Annotated in this window: 10 protein-coding genes; all 10 read left to right on the plus strand. The window is 42.8% G+C overall.

From position 1 onward, the window contains the following. The first annotated feature begins 337 nt into the window (after window positions 1-337). The 10 genes from QZ574_RS03030 to QZ574_RS03075 all read left to right on the plus strand — a co-directional run bounded on the left by QZ574_RS03030 (window position 338) and on the right by QZ574_RS03075 (window position 18,517). Complete coding sequence (locus QZ574_RS03030) at window positions 338-3,418, plus strand: TonB-dependent receptor (RefSeq protein ID WP_297086640.1); 3,081 nt, start codon at window positions 338-340, stop codon at window positions 3,416-3,418. 26 nt (window positions 3,419-3,444) lie between these two features. Next, window positions 3,445-5,133: a RagB/SusD family nutrient uptake outer membrane protein gene (locus QZ574_RS03035; protein WP_297086642.1), complete on the plus strand. Its 1,689-nt coding sequence runs from the start codon at window positions 3,445-3,447 to the stop codon at window positions 5,131-5,133. Between the two features lie 223 nt (window positions 5,134-5,356). Further along, window positions 5,357-6,391 carry a glycoside hydrolase family protein gene (locus tag QZ574_RS03040; RefSeq protein WP_297086644.1) on the plus strand — a complete coding sequence of 345 codons (1,035 nt, stop codon included), beginning with the start codon at window positions 5,357-5,359 and terminating at the stop codon, window positions 6,389-6,391. A gap of 266 nt (window positions 6,392-6,657) precedes the next feature. After that, entirely contained in the window at window positions 6,658-8,142 is a 1,485-nt protein-coding gene (locus QZ574_RS03045) for a sulfatase (protein ID WP_297086646.1), read from the plus strand. A gap of 77 nt (window positions 8,143-8,219) precedes the next feature. Further along, entirely contained in the window at window positions 8,220-10,001 is a 1,782-nt protein-coding gene (locus QZ574_RS03050) for an arylsulfatase (RefSeq protein ID WP_297086648.1), read from the plus strand. Between the two features lie 72 nt (window positions 10,002-10,073). Then, window positions 10,074-12,596, plus strand: coding sequence for a glycoside hydrolase family 2 TIM barrel-domain containing protein (locus tag QZ574_RS03055; protein WP_297086651.1), 2,523 nt, complete (start codon window positions 10,074-10,076; stop codon window positions 12,594-12,596). Window positions 12,597-12,675: 79 nt separating this feature from the next. Continuing rightward, window positions 12,676-13,947: a family 43 glycosylhydrolase gene (locus QZ574_RS03060; protein ID WP_297086653.1), complete on the plus strand. Its 1,272-nt coding sequence runs from the start codon at window positions 12,676-12,678 to the stop codon at window positions 13,945-13,947. Between the two features lie 2 nt (window positions 13,948-13,949). Beyond that, a complete protein-coding gene (locus tag QZ574_RS03065) occupies window positions 13,950-15,368 on the plus strand; it encodes a sulfatase (RefSeq protein ID WP_297086655.1) in 1,419 nt (472 codons plus the stop codon). Then, window positions 15,361-18,105: a T9SS type A sorting domain-containing protein gene (locus tag QZ574_RS03070; protein ID WP_297086657.1), complete on the plus strand. Its 2,745-nt coding sequence runs from the start codon at window positions 15,361-15,363 to the stop codon at window positions 18,103-18,105. The genes QZ574_RS03065 and QZ574_RS03070 overlap by 8 nt, the downstream gene beginning before the upstream one ends. A 70-nt stretch (window positions 18,106-18,175) precedes the next feature. After that, complete coding sequence (locus QZ574_RS03075; RefSeq protein ID WP_297086659.1) at window positions 18,176-18,517, plus strand: hypothetical protein; 342 nt, start codon at window positions 18,176-18,178, stop codon at window positions 18,515-18,517. Window positions 18,518-18,531: the final 14 nt, after the last annotated feature.

The following is an 18,531-nucleotide window of genomic DNA, read 5'->3' on the forward strand; positions in this document are numbered from 1 at the left end:
TAGGGTGTGTTTTGTATACAATTAGGGGGGTAAATTGTTCTTGGCGTTATTTTGTACAATTTTACTCGTTGAAGCCTTTCCTTTTTAATTATTATTGCCGTTGAATTAACAAACTAAAACGAACTTATGAAGCTATTTAATTGCAATGAGATTATCATTGTTGCATCAGACTTCCGGGCTTTCTATGCTCTTTATTATCTGCAAACCGCAGTATTGTTTTCAGCAACTAAATAACAGTAAATCTATTTTATTTTAGAAAAACTAAATCAAACAATTTCAATCCTATTTGTATTTCATTGAAATACAACTATCTAATCATTTTAAAAATTATCAAACTATGAAGAAAAAAGTCAAAGGACTATGGAGTTCAAAGGTAATTCTTGCCTTTATTGCTCTGTTTTTGAGCACTTCTGTTTTTGCTCAACAAATTCCGATTACCGGTAAAGTAACCCAGGATGGTGGCGAAACACTGCCCGGTGTTACTGTGGTTGTAAAAGGAACATCGCAAGGAACTGTTACTGATATTGATGGTGTTTATAAATTAAATGCCGGTTCAGATGCTACCCTTGTATTTACATTTGTTGGTTTTACCTCGCAAGAAGTTGCAGTAAATGGCCAACAAAACATTGATGTAACACTGGCAACCGATGTTATTGGTTTGGAAGAGGTGGTGGCAATTGGCTACGGTACCGTAAAAAAACGCGACATAACCGGTTCGGTTGCTTCAATCGGAGCTGATAAATTAACAGCTGCTCCTATTGTTTCTATTGATAAGGGGATGCAGGGAAAACTTGCCGGTGTTACCGTTCAGCAACAATCGGGTGCACCGGGGCAGAAAATGAAACTGCGTGTGCGTGGCGGCGGTTCTATTAATTACAACAACGAACCTCTTTACGTTATCGATGGTTTTATTGGTGCCGATATTACCACAGTAAATCCTCAGGACGTTGCCAGTATCGATATTCTTAAAGATGCTTCGGCTACTGCAATTTATGGATCGCGTGGTGCCAACGGTGTTGTGCTTATTACCACCAAATCACCGGCAAAAGGAAAAATGCAGGTTACATTTGATGCAAATGTTGGGGTAACCAGTACCGTGCAACCCTACGAAACGCTAACTCCTGGCGAATTAGCCCGCCTGCGTAACGAATACGATGTGGAGAGAGGCAGCCAAAACCTGTCGTTTACCGATGCAGAAATTGCTGAATTTGATAACGGCAAAGGTACCGATTGGTTGAATGACGTTACCCGAACTGGCGTGGTTCAGAATTATTCGTTAAATATAACTGGTGGAAACGAAAAACTTGGTTACTTATTCTCGGCCGGATATGTTGATGAGCAAGGTGTAATTTTGGAGTCATACCGGAAATTATACTCGGTACGTTCTAATATCGATGCCAAAATATTTGACTGGTTAGACATGAAGTTTAACACCTATGCCACGCACTCGAGCAACATGCACAACGGGCAAACCTACCGTGCAATCAGCGATGCTTTCGGTTATCCTATTTTATGGGACAGCAAAGACGAGAACGGCGAGTATATCGATCCGAATACCCAGCCAAGTTATGGAATTTACGGAGCAGCATCAACCAACCCAATTCAGCGAATTGAGACAACGGCAAATGGCGAAAATCTGAACGAGAAGATTACTTCTACCATTGACTTTACGGCTAAATTAACACCGCATTTAACCCTTCTTGTTTCGGGGTCAGGTATGTACCGCTCAGGTTTCTCAGGAAACCGTCAGGAGTACGAACCAGTTGAAAACACAAGAGACGCTATGACAGCAAGCCAGGGCTACAGCCGTGGACATTCGTTAATGACTACCGACATGCTAACCTATAAAAACTCATTTGGCGACCATACCTTAACAGCTTCTGCAGCATACGAATACAGCTACTCGCGTTCGCAAAGTAGTTCAATAACCATTGGTGATTTGTCAACATTAGGCAACGAATGGTATCTATTATCAAACGGGGAGGTAAGCAGAGCCGTTTCAACTTTTCGCGAAACCAAAATGCAATCGTACATGGGGCGTGTTAACTACGATTATAAAGGAAAATATTTGTTAACAGCTACCATGCGTGCTGATGGTGCTTCGGTATTTAACGAAGATAACCGCTGGGGATATTTCCCATCGGCAGCATTTGCCTGGAGACTAATGGAAGAGGATTTTATTAAAGATACCGAATGGATTTACGACCTGAAACTAAGAGCAGGATGGGGACAAACCGGTAACCGGGCAATTGGTGCCTATGCTACACAGCCAACACTCGATTTTACAACAAGTAAGTTCTTGTATTATCCATTTAACGGAACTACTGTATCGCAGGGAATTATCTCGGGTGCACTTACCGATCCAAATATTCAGTGGGAAACAACCGTGCAAAGTAATATTGGCGTTGATTTCAGTATTCTTGGTGGAAAATTATCGATGGTTGCCGATTGGTACTCGAAAACTTCAAAAGATGTTATTTTGCAGAAATCTATACCTCGTTATACCGGAAAACAGTCGTTAACCGGGAACTTTGCAGAAATTAAAAACACTGGTTTCGAATTTAGTGCTGATTATCATATCGTCAACAAAGATGATTTCCAGTGGAATGCTTTTGCCAATATATCGGTTAACCGCAACGAAGTAATGGATCTGGGCGGCGACGAGCAGATTTTTATTGCCGGCGAAGATGCTTTCAGCATTTGGGGTATCGATAATAAATTTGTTGTTCGCGAAGGAGAATCCTTAGGTTCATTCTGGGGGCTTCAAAACGAAGGTTTGTGGCAAACGGGCGAGGAAGATCAGGCGGCCGTTTATAACAGCAAACCTGGTGAGCCTAAATATACCGATTTGCCCGATGCAGACGGAAACACCGGAAAAATTGATGCAACAGACCGTATGATAATAGGTAATGCCTTACCCGATTTTACCTACGGTATTGGTACCGATTTATATTATAAAAGCTTAGATCTTACTATTCAGGGGCATGGCTCACATGGTAACGATGTTTTCAATTATAATCGCCAGCGTATGGACGACTCGGAAGTTCGTTTCCTGAATCCGGATTACCTAAACAGATGGTCGCCAACAAATACCGGATCATCCCAACAAAAGCTGCCTACCGGTACCGAGTACTACAAAACCCACGTTACAAGTCAGTACATCGAGGATGCATCTTTCTTTAAAATCAGCAATATTACACTGGGTTATACTTTGCCCGACCAGATTGCAAAATCGTTGAGTTTGGCAAAATTCAGAATTTATGCGAGTGTAAATAACGTATTAACAATTACCAATTATTCGGGTCTCGACCCTGAAATGTCGGCAACAACGCAAGGTAGCGATGCCGTTTCAGGTATTGATGCCTACAGTTATCCATTGGCAAGAACCTGGACATTTGGTTTAAAAGTTAACTTTTAAAAATTAATAGCTTAAGAAATATTGAAATGAAGACATATAAATTATTTAATAAGATAGTTTTGGCGGTTGGCATTCTTTTTATGATGTCACTACCGGCCTGTGATCTTGATGAGGGATCGATGGGGGCTGTATCGGCTACAGCGTTTTATAACGATATTGCTGCACTTGATGCTGGTATTACCGGTATTTACGGAACCTGGCACCGTGTGGCCTGGGGGGTAGATGTTTTGGCTGCCTACACCGGAGCCGACGACCTGGCAACGCGTAACGAAAGTAATAAATGGGTTTTTCTTGAAGGCGACCAACTTAATCTTTCAGGCGGAAACCTGCGTACGATAAATATTTGGAACGGATACTACCAGGTGATTTATGAATGTAACAACTTCCTGGAAAATGCAAACCCAGATGGGGCAAGCGAAGAAGAAATTGCACCTTATCATGCCGATGCCCGCTTTATCAGGGGCTTGTTGTATTTCGAACTGGCAAATATTTTTGGCGATGTACCTTTGGTATTGGCAACAACTCCTGATTACGAAATTGGTTTAACGCCATTTAAAGAAGTAATGGAACAAGCTATCAGCGACTTTAAATATGTTGAACAATGGGCAAATAATACGGCTCGTGATACGCCGGCAGGTGTTGCTGGACAAGAAATTAATGGGCGTGCATCAAAAACAGCTGCAAGAGCCTATCTGGCAAAAGCTTATATGTTGTTGTCCGGATGGCCAACCTACGAAAATCACTGGGATAAGGTAGAAAGTTATACCCGCCAGATTATTGATATGGGGGCTTATTCTTTACTTGATGATTATGCACAAAACTGGGGAAATAAGGTGCCCGATGATTGGAAAGGAACGCCTTTTACCAATGCCAATGCGCGCGAAAACGTTTCGTGGAAAGGAAATAAAGAATCAATTTTTGCCCACCACAATAAAGTTGATGTGTGGCCTGTTACCACACAATCAAGAAGCTATGGCCGTTTCTGGAGAGACTGGATGGATATGTTTGTTGAAAATCATTTTCACGCAGAATTTCCTGAAGGATACCGAAAAAACTACTCGTTTGCATGGGATCAAAAATGGCGTTACGCTGGGTGGACTGCATGGCCCTATGCTGAAGGCCAGTCGTATCCGGATCACCCGTCAATGCTGAAATTCCAGTTCGGAACAATAAATGCCTCAGATTTTAAAAAATGGTCGGGACTTGCTGGCAGTGATCCTGCACCCGAAACATTTTTAGGCTTTGAACACGTAATGAACTCATCAAACGATATGCCGCTGATGCGTTATGCCGAAGTATTGCTGATGTATGCCGAAGCTTGTGCACGTCAGAACAAACCAGGTGCAAACCCAAGTGCTGTGGAGGCTTTAAATTATGTGCGCCGCAGAGCATACGGTGGAGGATATGAAAAAATGGGCGATATTCAGGCTAACCTTCCGGTAGAATTCTGGAAAAACCCGGAACCGGCAGTAGACTATCCGCAAGCTGGAGAATCAGACTTAATTCAGGCAATTATTGACGAACGCGCCTGGGAATTTGTTGCCGAATTTGGCGGAAACCGCTGGCTTGACCTGATTCGTACCGAAAGCCTTGCTGAAGCATTGAGTTCGCGTGACGGAAGTGAGGCATCGTTAATTGGAGATCCAAATGACCAGAACCGCTGGAGAGCTCCGGTTCCTTCTACTGAATCACAGTATAATCCGAATATAAAATAGTTTTAGTACAAAGTTTGGTTAGTTAAATTAGTTAGTTTAGTTAGAGGGCTGCTGCCGGTTAGGCAGCGGCCCTTTTTTTGCATTTTTGCTTTTATAATGTGCTCTTCAAAATAAATTTTCAAACCGCAAAAAATGAATAATTGCCCCTTCTTTTCCTTTTTAAAATTCCCCTTCCCATTATATTGTGTTCCATTAATTTTGCATCATAAAACACCATGTACCAATGAAATTCATATTAATTACTTTTTTACTGCTCAGTTTTACAATTGCTTCAGCCCAACAAAAATCAATGCCCGAAGATTCATGGCTTACCAGATGCCTGGCCGATAGTGGAAAAATTATTCTGGAAAGTAAAGACAGTATAATCTGGGGGTGCGCACCCATTTACGACGATGAGGGCAAAGTACACGTTTATTATTCCACCTGGGCAAAAAACGAACACTGGCTAACCCACAGTAAAATTGCACATGCCGTGGCCGACCATCCCGAGGGGCCGTATAAGAAACTGGGTGTTGTACTCGATGGCCGCGAGGACAATTGGGACAAGCACACCATTCATAATCCACATATTCAGCGGGTTGATGGTTTGTACGTGATGCTTTACATTGGTAACGATACCACTCGCCAGGAGAATTGGCGCGACCGGGCCAAAGCGGCTAATACCCAACGTGTGGGAATGGCCATTGCCAAATCGCCCTACGGCCCATGGAAGCGTTTTGATACACCAATTGTCGATGTGTCGCCCGATAGCATGGCCTGGGATGGTTATTGCACCGTAAATCCTTCGTTTATGAAACACCCCAATGGCGAGTACTGGATTTACTACCGTTGTTGGGACAGGCGAAACGACGACCGCCGAAAAACCGGGGTTGCCATGGCAAAAAACATCGAAGGACCTTACGAAAAATATAAAGGAAATCCGATCATCGATTTTCCTGAACGTGGCGGACAAACCGAAGATCCTTACTTTTTTTATTACCGGGGAAAATTTCATTGCCTGATTCGCGATATGGGAAATTACGACTGGTACAGCGGTTTGTACCTTGCATCAGAAGATGGGCTGAACTGGGGAGAATACCAACGCGGCCATCACAAAGGCGATTATTATTTTGATGTGTGCGAAAAATGTCGTTACGAAAGAGTGCAGGTGTTGTGGAAAAACGGTCATCCGGAATACCTTTTTAATGCATTAATGCGCGAAAATGATCGCCACAGCGGGGCAGCATTAAAAATTAATTTAGATAAACTGAATGAATAAAATCAGCAGGAAATTCCGAAAAAAGGTGTTCTGCTGATACGCCGGTTATTTCTTTGTTCGCATTGTTTAGAATGCAGAAATTCATATCCATTTTATTCAATTTATACAGGGATGCAATTATTATTCACTGTAAAAATTAAGATTTGCATCCTTTGTTATGGTTTACCACCTGTACTTTGCATATTTCACCACCCATTTTGCACAGGCTTGTTTTATACTTTTGGTTTGAAATTAATTAAATCAAAAGACGATAAAGCACAAGCCTTATGAAATACTTTTCGATAATATTTCTGGCAATACTTTTTTTCAATTCATGCACACCAACGGTGAGCAAGCCAAATATTATCTGGATTTTTTCTGATGACCATTCGTACCAAACCATAGGAGCTTATGGCGGACGCTTGCAAGGTTTAAACCCAACACCAAACCTCGATATGCTGGCTGCCGAAGGTAAGCGTTTCAATAAATGTTATGTGGAAAACTCGATTTGTGCACCCAGTCGTGCGGCTTTGCTTACCGGAAAAATGAGCCACATGAATGGCAAATATACCAATACCAAACGCCACCCTTTTAATCACGATCAACAGCAGTTTCAGAAAATTCTTCAGCAGAATGGTTACGAAACGGCCATGATCGGAAAAATCCACCTGGATGGATCTATGCAGGGGTTCGACTATTGGGAAGTGCTGCCGGGGCAGGGAAAATACTACAATCCTGAGTTTATTACCGAAGAGGGACAAACCAATTATAAAGGCCGTTATGTTACCGAAGTTATTACCGAACGTGCCTTAAACTGGTTAAAAAACGGCTGGTCGGGGCAAAAACCTTTTATGCTGATGGTGCACCATAAAGCGCCGCACCGAAACTGGGACCCGGCAACCCAGCACATGCAGAAATACGAGGATGTTGAAATTCCGGAACCGAATAATTTATTTGATGATTATGCTACAAAAGGTACCGCAGTAAAAGAACAGGAACTGGATATTGCAAACAGCATGAATCTAAACAGAGATTTGAAGGCGGAAGGCGAAATGTATGCCAACGATCCCAGGTTTAAAAGCCGTTACGAGTGGATGGCTGATAACAAACCGGAAGGTAATGAACTTATAAAATGGAAATACCAGACCTACATGAAAGATTACCTGCGCTGCATTTGGAGTGTTGACGAAAGTATTGGCGAAATTATGCAAGCGCTAAAAGACCTTGATTTGGATGAAAACACGATTGTTTGCTACTCATCGGACCAAGGGTTTTACATGGGCGAGCATGGTTGGTTCGATAAACGAATGATGTATGAAGAGTCGTTCCGTACACCCTTGCTGGTTAAATGGCCCGGAACCGTTCAGCCGGGAAGTGTAAACAATGACCTGGTGCAAAACATCGATTTTGCCGAAACTTTCCTTGATATTGCCGGAGCGCCAATTCCTGAGGATATGCAAGGGAAAAGCATTGTGCCACTGCTGAAAGGCGAAACACCTGCCGATTGGCGTCAATCGCTTTATTACCACTATTACGAATACCCGGGTGCACATGCTGTGCGTCGGCACGAAGGTGTAGCCAACAAAGAATATAAGTTGATTCGTTTTTATGGAGAAGATGTGCCGAACGGCGAAGAATGGGAGTTTTTTGATTTAAAAAATGACCCATCAGAAATGACAAATATTTACAGCGAGTCAGGCGCACAGAATAAAATTGCTGAAATGAAAGAAGAGTTGGCGAGCTTGAGGGGAAAATATCAGGTAAAAGAATAAGTTCGAGTTAATCAGTGGTTTATGCGACTGGGAAAATGTGCGATACCCATAGTGTTAGAAAGAAAAGATACTTTGAAATGAAAAATATTGTAATTATAACCATTGCATTATTTATTGCAACCCACAGTTTTGCCGGTGGTAAAAAAACTCCGTCAAAACCCAATGTCATCCTGGTACTAACCGACGATCAGGGCATTGGAGATTTGGGGCGTCATGGAAATCCATACCTGAAAACACCCCATCTCGACAAGTTTTACGACGAAGCTGTTCATATGACCGATTTTCATGTAAGCCCTTTGTGCACACCAACGCGTGGAGCCATAATGACCGGACGCTACCCAATAAATAATGGCGCCTGGGCTACCTTTAAAGGCCGCGATGCATTATCAAAAAATGCTCCGACTATGGCTGATGTATTTCGTCAAAACGGCTATAAAACCGGGATTTTTGGGAAATGGCACCTTGGCGATAATTATCCGGTTCGTCCTACCGATTGTGGATTCGATGTAGCCATCCACCATAAAGCAGGGGGTGTTGGCGAGCTGTCGGACTATTGGGGAAACACCTATTTCAACGACACCTATTTTGTAAATAATTTGCCCACACAATTCGAAGGCTACTGTACCGATGTTTGGTTTTCGGAGGCAATAAAATTTATTGAAGAGAACAAGGACGAACCTTTTTTTATCTATCTGCCAACCAATGCACCGCATTCGCCATTAATTGTTGCCGAAAAATATGCCGAACCTTATAAAGCACTGGAAGGCGATAAAATAGAAAATGCCAATTACCTCGGAATGATTGCCAACATCGATGAAAATTTTGGGAAACTCGATAAGTACTTAAATGAGAATAATCTTGCTGATAACACCATCCTTATTTTTATGACCGACAACGGAACCCAGTACGGGTTTAATTATGAAAAAGGAATGGGGCACAACCACGGTTTTCGGGGAAACAAACACAGTAAACTGGAAGGTGGACACCGGGTGCCCTTTTTAATCCGTTGGCCAAACGGTAAAGTTGAAGGATGCCGCGATGTTAATGAGCTTGCTGCCCATGTTGATTTAATTCCCACTTTGGCAGCTTTATGTGGCATTAAAATTCCGGATAATATGCCTTTAGATGGCATTGATTTTTCATTGCTGCTAACCACAAAAAACGCCACGCTTGAAGAGCGATCAGTATTTATACACCATCGGCAGGACTGGCGGCAACCGCACGATGTAAAACAAACCTGTATTCTGAAAGAAAACTGGCGACTGGTTAACGGCAGCGAGTTGTATGATATTGAAAACGACCGATTACAGTTGAATAACATTGCAGCACAACATCCTGACCTTGTTAGCAGCTTACTTAACGACAACGAGCGTTTTTTAAAAATTACAAAAGCGAATCCCGAATACAGCGAGTTGCCTGCCAACGTAGTGGGTAGCAAGGTTCAAAACGAAATTACTTTAACCATTCAGCATGCCATTGGTGAAGGCTCCGGAATTTGGAAACCTGAACAGGTGGCAGAAGGAATAAAGAATAGTAACAATACACATGCCCTTGAGGTTGAACGTGCCGGGAATTACGAAATTCGCTGTTGCCGCTGGCCAAAAGAGTGCCCGGGGGCCGTATGGGGGATACCTGCAAACAATCCGAAAAACGCCTATACTTACCAAACCATTAAACCGCAAAAAGTGCGGATTTCAATTGCCAACCAAATGTTTGAAAAAGAGATCAAGGGCGACGAAGAAGCCGTTAGTTTTAAGGTGAAGCTTATGCCTGGAAAAACCTTGTTGGTAAACGATTTTATTGAAGGAAAAGAAAAATATGGAGTGTATTACACTTACATAAAATATTTGGGAGAATAATAACTCTTGTCAAGACGCTCTCGCCGGGTCAATTCGCCGGGACTTCGCGCGTCCGCAAGCAAAAACGTAAACATGAAAACTGTAACATTTCTACTATTAATTCTATTTGGCATTTCAACGTTAAATGCCCAAACGATTCAACGTGAAACCGATTTTAATTTTAACTGGAAATTTACACTTGTTGAAAGTACCGATTTACCCAGCCAGCTTCCGTTGGATGACAGTAATTGGCGCGATGTGAGGTTACCACACGATTGGAGTGTTGAATTTCCTTTTTCTGACGAATGGGAAGGCTGTACCGGTTATTTACCGGGTGGAGTGGGGATTTACCAAAAACATTTTAAAACACCTGCGTCGCCAAAAGAGAAAAGCGTTTTTGTAAAATTCGATGGCGTATACAACAATGCAACTTTTTGGCTTAACGGGAAACTGCTTGGCGAGAATCCTTATGGTTATTCACCTGTCAACTGGGATTTAACGCCACATTTAAAAACCGATGGTTCTGATAATGTTTTAACTGTTCATGTCGATCATTCGCGCTATGCCGACAGTAGATGGTACACTGGAAGTGGAATCTACCGAAATGTTAAATTGGTTACTGTTGATAAACTTCATATTCCAATCTGGGGTACGTTTATTACCACACCAGAGGTAGACGAAAATGAGGCTAAAGTACAGCTTAAAATTAAGGTTAAAAACCAAACCGGAAACAGCAATTTTACCCTCGAAACTAAACTGGTTGATAACAATGGAAATGTTGTTGCAAAACAAATCGATGAATTGAAACTTGGCAAGAACTCAGAGGAAGAATTCACTCAGAATTTTTCAGTGACTAAACCTAATTTATGGGATTGCGAAAATCCAAATATGTACAAAGCCATAACTACCATCTCGAAAAAGGGAGAGGTGGTCGATGAGTATATCACTCCCTTCGGAATCCGCAGTATCGAGTTTGTCGCCAACAAAGGCTTTTCCCTGAACGGGAAGTCGACATTTATGAAAGGCGTTTGTTTGCACCACGATGCCGGTTTGGTGGGGGCAGCTGTTCCTGAAGGCGTTTGGCGACGCAGGTTACAAGCCTTAAAAGATGGAGGTGTAAATGCTATTCGGGGCTCTCATAATCCTGTGTCGGAAGAGTTTCTCGATCTTTGCGATGAAATGGGATTTTTGGTACAGAACGAAATTTTTGACGAGCTGGATTACCCAAAAGACAAACGTCTGAATTTACACGAACGACACGACGATTACCTCTCTCGAGGTTATACCGAGCATTTCCAGGAGTGGGCCAAAAGTGATTTGGAACGCACCGTTTTACGCGATCGCAACCATCCATCAGTTGTTCAGTGGAGTATTGGTAACGAAATTGAGTGGACTTACTTAAGCTATCGTTATGTAACTGGTTTTTGGACAGATCCTGAAGATCCAACCAAATCATCAGGTAATTTCTGGGGAGACCGACCAATGTTTAGCGCTGATGAAATGCGCGAACGCTACGAATCAATGGACAAGGAAGAATATGTGCTTGGAGAAACATCGCAATGCATAGCCGACTGGATACGCGAATTGGATACCAGTCGCCCAACTACTGCCAATCACATTATTCCGCAGGTGAGCCACGTTAGTGGTTATGCCGATGCAGTTGATATTGCCGGTTACAGTTACCGCAATAACATTTTTCCCTGGTCGAAATACTATTTTCCCAACAAACAAACTACTATCAACGAATGTCCCGGAACCTGGGACGATTGGATACAAGTGCTGGAGTACCCGGGCGTGTTCAGCATATTTATGTGGACTGGTATTGATTACCTGGGCGAAAGTCACGAACGCTGGCCGGGGCGTCGTCCGTGGGGTGACATGCTTGATTTAGCCGGATTTAAAGTGCAGGGCTGGAACTACTTTAAAAGTATTTGGGTAGATGATCCGCATCTTTCAATTGGTACCTTGCCGCTGGAAGGTTCAGGTTTTGGCGTAGATAAAATGTCGGGATTTGCCTTGGCCGATAGTGAGAAATCGTTTCGGTGGCGCGATTCGGAAATGCATTGGAATTACAAAGTTGGCGATACCTTGCTGGTTGAAGTTTGCTCGAACTATTCTACAGTTGAATTATTACTAAACGGAAAATCATTGGGATTCCGCAGTATGAGTGAAAGTCCCGACCGATTAATGCGCTGGGTAGTTCCTTTCGAAGCCGGAAAACTGGAAGCCCGTGCAGTACTGGGCAGCGAAAAAACAAAAACAGCACTGGTAACTGCATCAGAGCCGGTAAAAATGGAACTTTCTTCTGACAAATCATCCCTAATCGCCGATGCCTACGATGTGGCGCACCTGGTGGTTCAGTTAGTTGATAAAAACGGCAATGCAGTATTAACCGAAAACACCACTGTTGAGTTTGAACTTGAAGGACCTGCAAAATTATTGGGTGTTGATTGTGCAAATCACCATAAACACCAGGAGTTTCAATCGAATAATATCGAAACCTACAAAGGTCGGTGTTTGGCCATTATTCAATCTACAAAAGAAGCCGGAACAGTTAAAATTACGGCAAAAGCCAATGGTTTTGAAGGCCAGGCAGTAGTTCTTCAAATGAAATAAAACCTCTCGCAAGCCGCAGAGACGCAAAGAAGAATTTAAAACTTTGCGTCTTAGCGACTTTGCGAGCAAAATAAAGAACATGAAAATACTAACATTAATTATTTTACTGGCCGCCGTACTTTTTTCTTGTCAGCCGCAGCAAAAGGAAACTGCAAGTGCCGAAACCCCACAAGAACAGGGTGGTTTTCCATTCGTACTTCCAAAAGAAAAGCCAAACCGTGAAATGAGTGCGGCCATGGAGCGTATTTATACCGATTATGAGGCGCCTCAGCCACACAACAATGAACTGTTTAGCCAGTTTAAATACACCGAGCTGAAAGGATTCGATTACAATGGCCACGACGGAACAATCTCGCGCCGCGACCCCTCTAAAATCCTTTATCACAATGGCAAATATTACCTTTGGTACACTTACCGAAATACACCTACTCCACCGCAGGGGGCCGAAAAATGTACCGATGAAATACCTTCATCAGATTGGGATTTGGCAGAGATTTGGTATGCCACCTCGGAAGATGGTTTTACCTGGGAAGAGCAGGGCGTTGCCATTAAGCGCCCCGAAAAACCAATTGTTGGCTGGCGTGCTGTTACTACAACTGATATTTTAGAGTGGGAAGGTAAATATTATCTTTACTATCAGGGGTTTATGGAAGCAAGCGGTAAGCGTGGCGACGATTGCCCTGTGGCAGTTTCGTGGGCCGATTCGCCCGATGGGCCATGGACACCCTACAATAAAATTGTAATACCCAATGGGGCAGAAGGCGAGTGGGATCAGTATTCCATTCACGACCCGTATCCCCTGGTGCACGATGGCAAAATTTATATTTATTACAAATCAGACATTGGCGAAAAACCACATTTGGTACGTATGCAGGGACTGGCAATTGCCGATAATCCGCTGGGGCCTTTTAAAAAGCATCCCTTAAATCCGCTTATCACTTCGGGCCACGAAACTTGCTTGTTTCCGTTTAGAGGCGGGGTTGCCGCACTGGTATACAAAGATGGACCGGAGCACAACACTATTCAGTATGCCGACGACTGGGTGAATTTTGAAATTGCATCGATTACTGAATTAATGCCATACGCGGCAGCACCTTATGTACCTGATGCTTTTACGAATACAAAAGATGGACGTGGAATAACCTGGGGCATGGCACATTTCATCAACTATAACAACAACTGGAATACCTTTCATTCGGTACTGGTGCGCTTCGATTGTGATTTAAGCCTTGATTTGCACGACCCTGAAATGAAAGAACATCGTGTACAACATACACCGGCTGAATTTTATCGCCAGGGATTGAGCAAAAAACAACTTGAACGTATTCAGAAAGAAAATATAAATAAGTGAGAATGTACAGAACAAGCCTAATATTGATTGTTGTCTTTTGTTTCATTGTGGTTACAGGGCATGCTCAAAATCAACAAAAACCAAACATCGTGCTTTTGTTCTCCGACGATGCCGGATACGGAGATTTTGGCTTTCAGGGAAGTAAAACGTTTAAAACACCCAACCTTGATAAGTTGGCAACAGAAGGAGTGGTTTTCAGCCAGGCCTACGTAACGGCAGCCGTTTGTGGCCCCTCGCGTGCCGGATTGTTAACCGGGCAGTATCAGCAACGTTTTGGTATTGAGGAAAATAACGTTCCCGGATATATGAGCCAGTCTTCAGGATTATTGGGCGACGAAATGGGATTACCAACTCATTTGCCAACGATTGCCGATCACCTTAAAAAATTGGGCTACACCTCAGCTATTATTGGTAAGTGGCACTTGGGCGGCAACGACCGGTACCATCCCTTAAAACGAGGATTCGACGAATTTTATGGTTTTCGTGGTGGTGCGCGTAGTTTTTGGGAATTATCGGAGGAGGAAAAAGTTAAGAAACCAGAAGACAGATTGGAACGTGGATTTGCAAATTTTAAAGAGCACGAAGGCTACCTGACGGAAAGTCTTGCCAACGAGGCCTGTGATTTTATCAGCAGGAATAAAGAGCAGCCGTTTTTTCTGTATCTCTCGTTTAATGCAGTGCATACACCAATGCAGGCAAAAAAGGAAGATTTGGCTCAGGTAGAGGGATTAGGTTTAACAGGAAAACGCAAAACTCTGGCAGCCATGACAATTGCCCTGGACCGCGCATGTGGGCAGGTGTTGGATAAGTTAAAAGAATTGGGATTAGATGAAAATACCCTGGTTGTTTTTGCCAACGATAATGGCGGGCCTACCGATTCAAACGGAGCATCTAATTATCCATTAAGCGGAACAAAAGCCAATCACTTGGAAGGCGGAATTCGTATCCCCTGTATAATGCGTTTGCCAGGTGTTATTGCCCGCGGAAGTGGCTTTGAGTACCCGGTTAGTACCCTCGACTTTTTGCCAACTTTTGTTGAGCTGGCTGGTGGTCAATCCGATACTATTCAGAACATTGATGGCGTTAACCTGATGCCCTACATTACAGGAGCTAACAAAAATAGGCCACACGAAATGCTATTCTGGAAAAAAGAAAACCGCGGCGTAATCCGTAAAGGCGATTATAAACTGTTGCGTTTTCCCGACCGTCCGGCTGAATTGTACAATATTGCAACAGACCAAAGCGAAAGAGTTAACCTGGCCTATGAGCAGCCAGAGCGTGTGAAAGAAATGTATAAACGCTTGTTTGAATGGGAAAAAGGTTTGGAGCGTCCGCTGTGGATGTTAGACCGTTTTTACGAAGGGAAAGCCATGGAACGAATGGATACGTACCGAGAACAGAAAAGAGATGAATATGAATAGAATTGTTTATTGTTTGATTTTTGTATTGGGGAGTTTGGTGAGTGGGGCCGAAACCATTCATGTTTATTCCACTGAAATTCCATGGAGGTCTCAGACTATTGCCACCGATACGGATAAGATTTATTCCATTAATGAAGCAATAAATCAGGCCAGTGAAGGCGATAGCATTGTTATTCACGAAGGAATTTATCGCGAAAATATTACGGTAAATAAGAACAATTTAACTTTTCAGAACTACAATACTGACTATGTTTTGGTTACCGGAGCAGAAGTTGTAACCGATTGGACTGAAGCTCTCAACATGGCTGATGGTATAATGGAAGCCGATATCTCAGGACTTGACATTGAAACCGATTACACCCAGCTTTTTGCCAATGGCGAAAGCCAGCTGATGGCACGCCACCCAAACAATGTTACCGGCGATATGATGGAGCCCATGAACCCGGAGAGTGGTTATGCCTTGCTTAGTAATGTGTATAAAGATGCCGGAGCTGGTGCCAGCGGATACGCTACTTTCGAGGGAACAACTATTCCTGATGTAGACTTAAACGGAGGAATTTTCCGGGGCATGACGGGAAAAATGCGCAATTATGTGTACGGAACAGTTTCGGCTTCATCGGGCAATACCCTAACTTTTACGGCGATTAACAACGGGGCATGGAAAAACGAAGCGGCAATTAGCAATACCCAGCATAAATTTGGTTGGGGTTTTGTTCTGCATAAAAATTTAATAGATGTTCCGGGCGAATGGTTTGCCGATAATAACAAACTATATTATCTGCCACACGAAGGGCAAAATATGGATTCAACACGCATTGAAATTCAGGTGCGCGAAAGGGTGTTGGTACTCAATAATACATCGGGTGTTACCGTAAAAGGTATCAATTTTATCGCCGGAAATGTAGACATGCAAAATACTTCCGGAGCCAGCATCTGCGATTGTTCCATACGCTATCTTTATCCTTTCTGGACCCCTTTGGGATACGGGCAAAACGATACCGATAAAAAGGGGATTTATCTTGAGAACAGCTCAGCTAATACATTCAAAAATAACTATGTAGCACATTCGTGGGGCAATATGTTTGCGCTGCGGTCGTGTACCAACACGCAATTCGAAAACTGTGTGATTGAAGATTTTGGCTGGGTAGGTGTTTTTACTTCAGCCATTCATGTAAACAAAGGAGATAATACCCATATTAACAAATGTACTTTTGGCGATGCCGGCCGTTTTCAGGTTCGTATTGATGGAAACGACCCAACTACAGTGAACATTATTGATTGCGATTTTTATGGTTCAATGAAAATGGGAGAGGATGCCGGCCCAATTGAAGCAACCAGCACCGGGCGTATTGGCGCGTTAAATTTAAAAGGAAGTGAAATTGCCTACAATAAAATACACGATGTACAAGGTGTTCCCGTATCCGATGGTGGATACCTAAGGGTTAAGGCCACAGCTTTTTATATGGAAGACACCGAGAATTATACCGCCCATCATAACCTGATTTACAACATTAAACACGAGGGCTACGAAGGGCCACATGAAATTGAAAAGGTGGGCGAATTTTTGTACCTCGGACCACGCTATAATCCCATGTATCATCCTGTAAACTACTACAACAACACCATCTGGAATGTAGACGAAAATATTGGTATTTGGAACATTGAAATAGATAACTGGGAAGAACTGGGGCTAACGCCGCCCGATACCACCGGGTTTATGAAAGATGGCCATTTTGCCAATAATATTTTTATGAATGGGCCCGGTTACAAAATGAGCTATAATCGGCAGGTAATTAGTAGTACCGGAGCCAGAGTTGATTGGGCTACAAGTCCGGCAGGGGCCAGTATTCAAACCACCAACTTTGAGGAATACACCACACACTGTGCAAATTGGGGCTACCAGTTCAATCCGGAAACCAATCAGTTTTTTGATTTTGAAGATGCTGCTGAAAATTTTGTTGATGCAGCCAACGGCGACTTTACTTTGCTTGATGGCTCGCTGGCGGTGGGAACAGGAACGGAATTAGAAGGTTTTACAGGCTCATCTGCTCCCGATTGCGGTGCTTTGGAAGGTGGCAACCGTGTTCTTTTGGCCGGCGCAAACTTAACAATTCCCAATTTTAAAGAGGAAGGCACGAATGCTATCCCCGAAACGGAATGGATAAAATATGTTGAGTTCCCGGAAGAATTTATCGATACAACTACTGTTTTCGAATTGAAGCTGGCTTACAATGTTTTTACCGAACGCGATATTGTGGTTTCCTTTCGCACTCCGGAGGATACTTACATTGCACAGGGACGTAAAACTGTTCAGCACGGTAGCGATACCATAAGCATTACTGTTCAGACTGAACAGGCTCAAACCATTGCCAACGATTATATTTTTATGGCTGCACTTCGCCCGAAAGGTGGTGCCTGGAACGAGAATATTTTTACGCACACCTTAACGGCCGATATTGTTTCCGTTTTAACCTCGGTAGGAGTATCTTTCATGGATACGAATTTGCTTTTATTTCCAAATCCTGCCCGCAATGTAATAAGCATCAGTGGTTTAAATGAGGCTGGTGAAGATTTAAATATTCGAATTTATTCGCTTGACGGAAAAAATGTAATTGCTTCACCTGGCAGTGGGGCAGTCGGCGATTTGGAGATAGATATTTCAAACCTTTCTCCGGGAATGTACTTCGTTCATATAGAAAATTATCCTGGTCAGAAATTAAAATTTGTAAAAAAATAATTTCTGAAAGAAAAAGGTTCGATACTGAATTTTGAAAGTAGTTCCATGGTATTAATTTAAAATTATTGAAATGAGATATGTTATTAAGTATTTTATACTCAGCTTAATTATTCTGCTTTCATTTATAAGTTCACTGGCACAAAACCTGACAATTGAAAGTGTTAATGAATTTGAAAATCCAAAGCATCAGGATCGTTTAGGAGATTTTGCCTATGCAGATACCTTGTTTGTAAAAGGCACCTACAGCAATGCAACAGCTACAAAAATAAGTATTAGTTTGCTCACCTTTAAAAAGAGCCCGTGGACAAAAACCGATTCGTATGCTTTCGACTTGCCCGCGCCACTTAACGGAACAATTGATACTTTTTTAGTTGTACCGCAAGATTATACACTGCTGATTCCGGATGGCTAAGAGGCCAATACACA

The organism is uncultured Draconibacterium sp., from assembly GCF_913063105.1.
Classification (GTDB): domain Bacteria; phylum Bacteroidota; class Bacteroidia; order Bacteroidales; family Prolixibacteraceae; genus Draconibacterium.

Excerpts from the sequence above, each read along its gene's own strand:
- QZ574_RS03030 (WP_297086640.1), top strand. The coding sequence starts at position 338 with ATGAAGAAAAAAGTCAAAGGACTATGGAGTTCAAAGGTAATTCTTGCC.
- QZ574_RS03035 (WP_297086642.1), top strand. The coding sequence starts at position 3,445 with ATGAAGACATATAAATTATTTAATAAGATAGTTTTGGCGGTTGGCATT.
- QZ574_RS03040 (WP_297086644.1), top strand. The coding sequence starts at position 5,357 with ATGAAATTCATATTAATTACTTTTTTACTGCTCAGTTTTACAATTGCT.
- QZ574_RS03045 (WP_297086646.1), top strand. The coding sequence starts at position 6,658 with ATGAAATACTTTTCGATAATATTTCTGGCAATACTTTTTTTCAATTCA.
- QZ574_RS03050 (WP_297086648.1), top strand. The coding sequence starts at position 8,220 with ATGAAAAATATTGTAATTATAACCATTGCATTATTTATTGCAACCCAC.
- QZ574_RS03055 (WP_297086651.1), top strand. The coding sequence starts at position 10,074 with ATGAAAACTGTAACATTTCTACTATTAATTCTATTTGGCATTTCAACG.
- QZ574_RS03060 (WP_297086653.1), top strand. The coding sequence starts at position 12,676 with ATGAAAATACTAACATTAATTATTTTACTGGCCGCCGTACTTTTTTCT.
- QZ574_RS03065 (WP_297086655.1), top strand. The coding sequence starts at position 13,950 with ATGTACAGAACAAGCCTAATATTGATTGTTGTCTTTTGTTTCATTGTG.
- QZ574_RS03070 (WP_297086657.1), top strand. The coding sequence starts at position 15,361 with ATGAATAGAATTGTTTATTGTTTGATTTTTGTATTGGGGAGTTTGGTG.
- QZ574_RS03075 (WP_297086659.1), top strand. The coding sequence starts at position 18,176 with ATGAGATATGTTATTAAGTATTTTATACTCAGCTTAATTATTCTGCTT.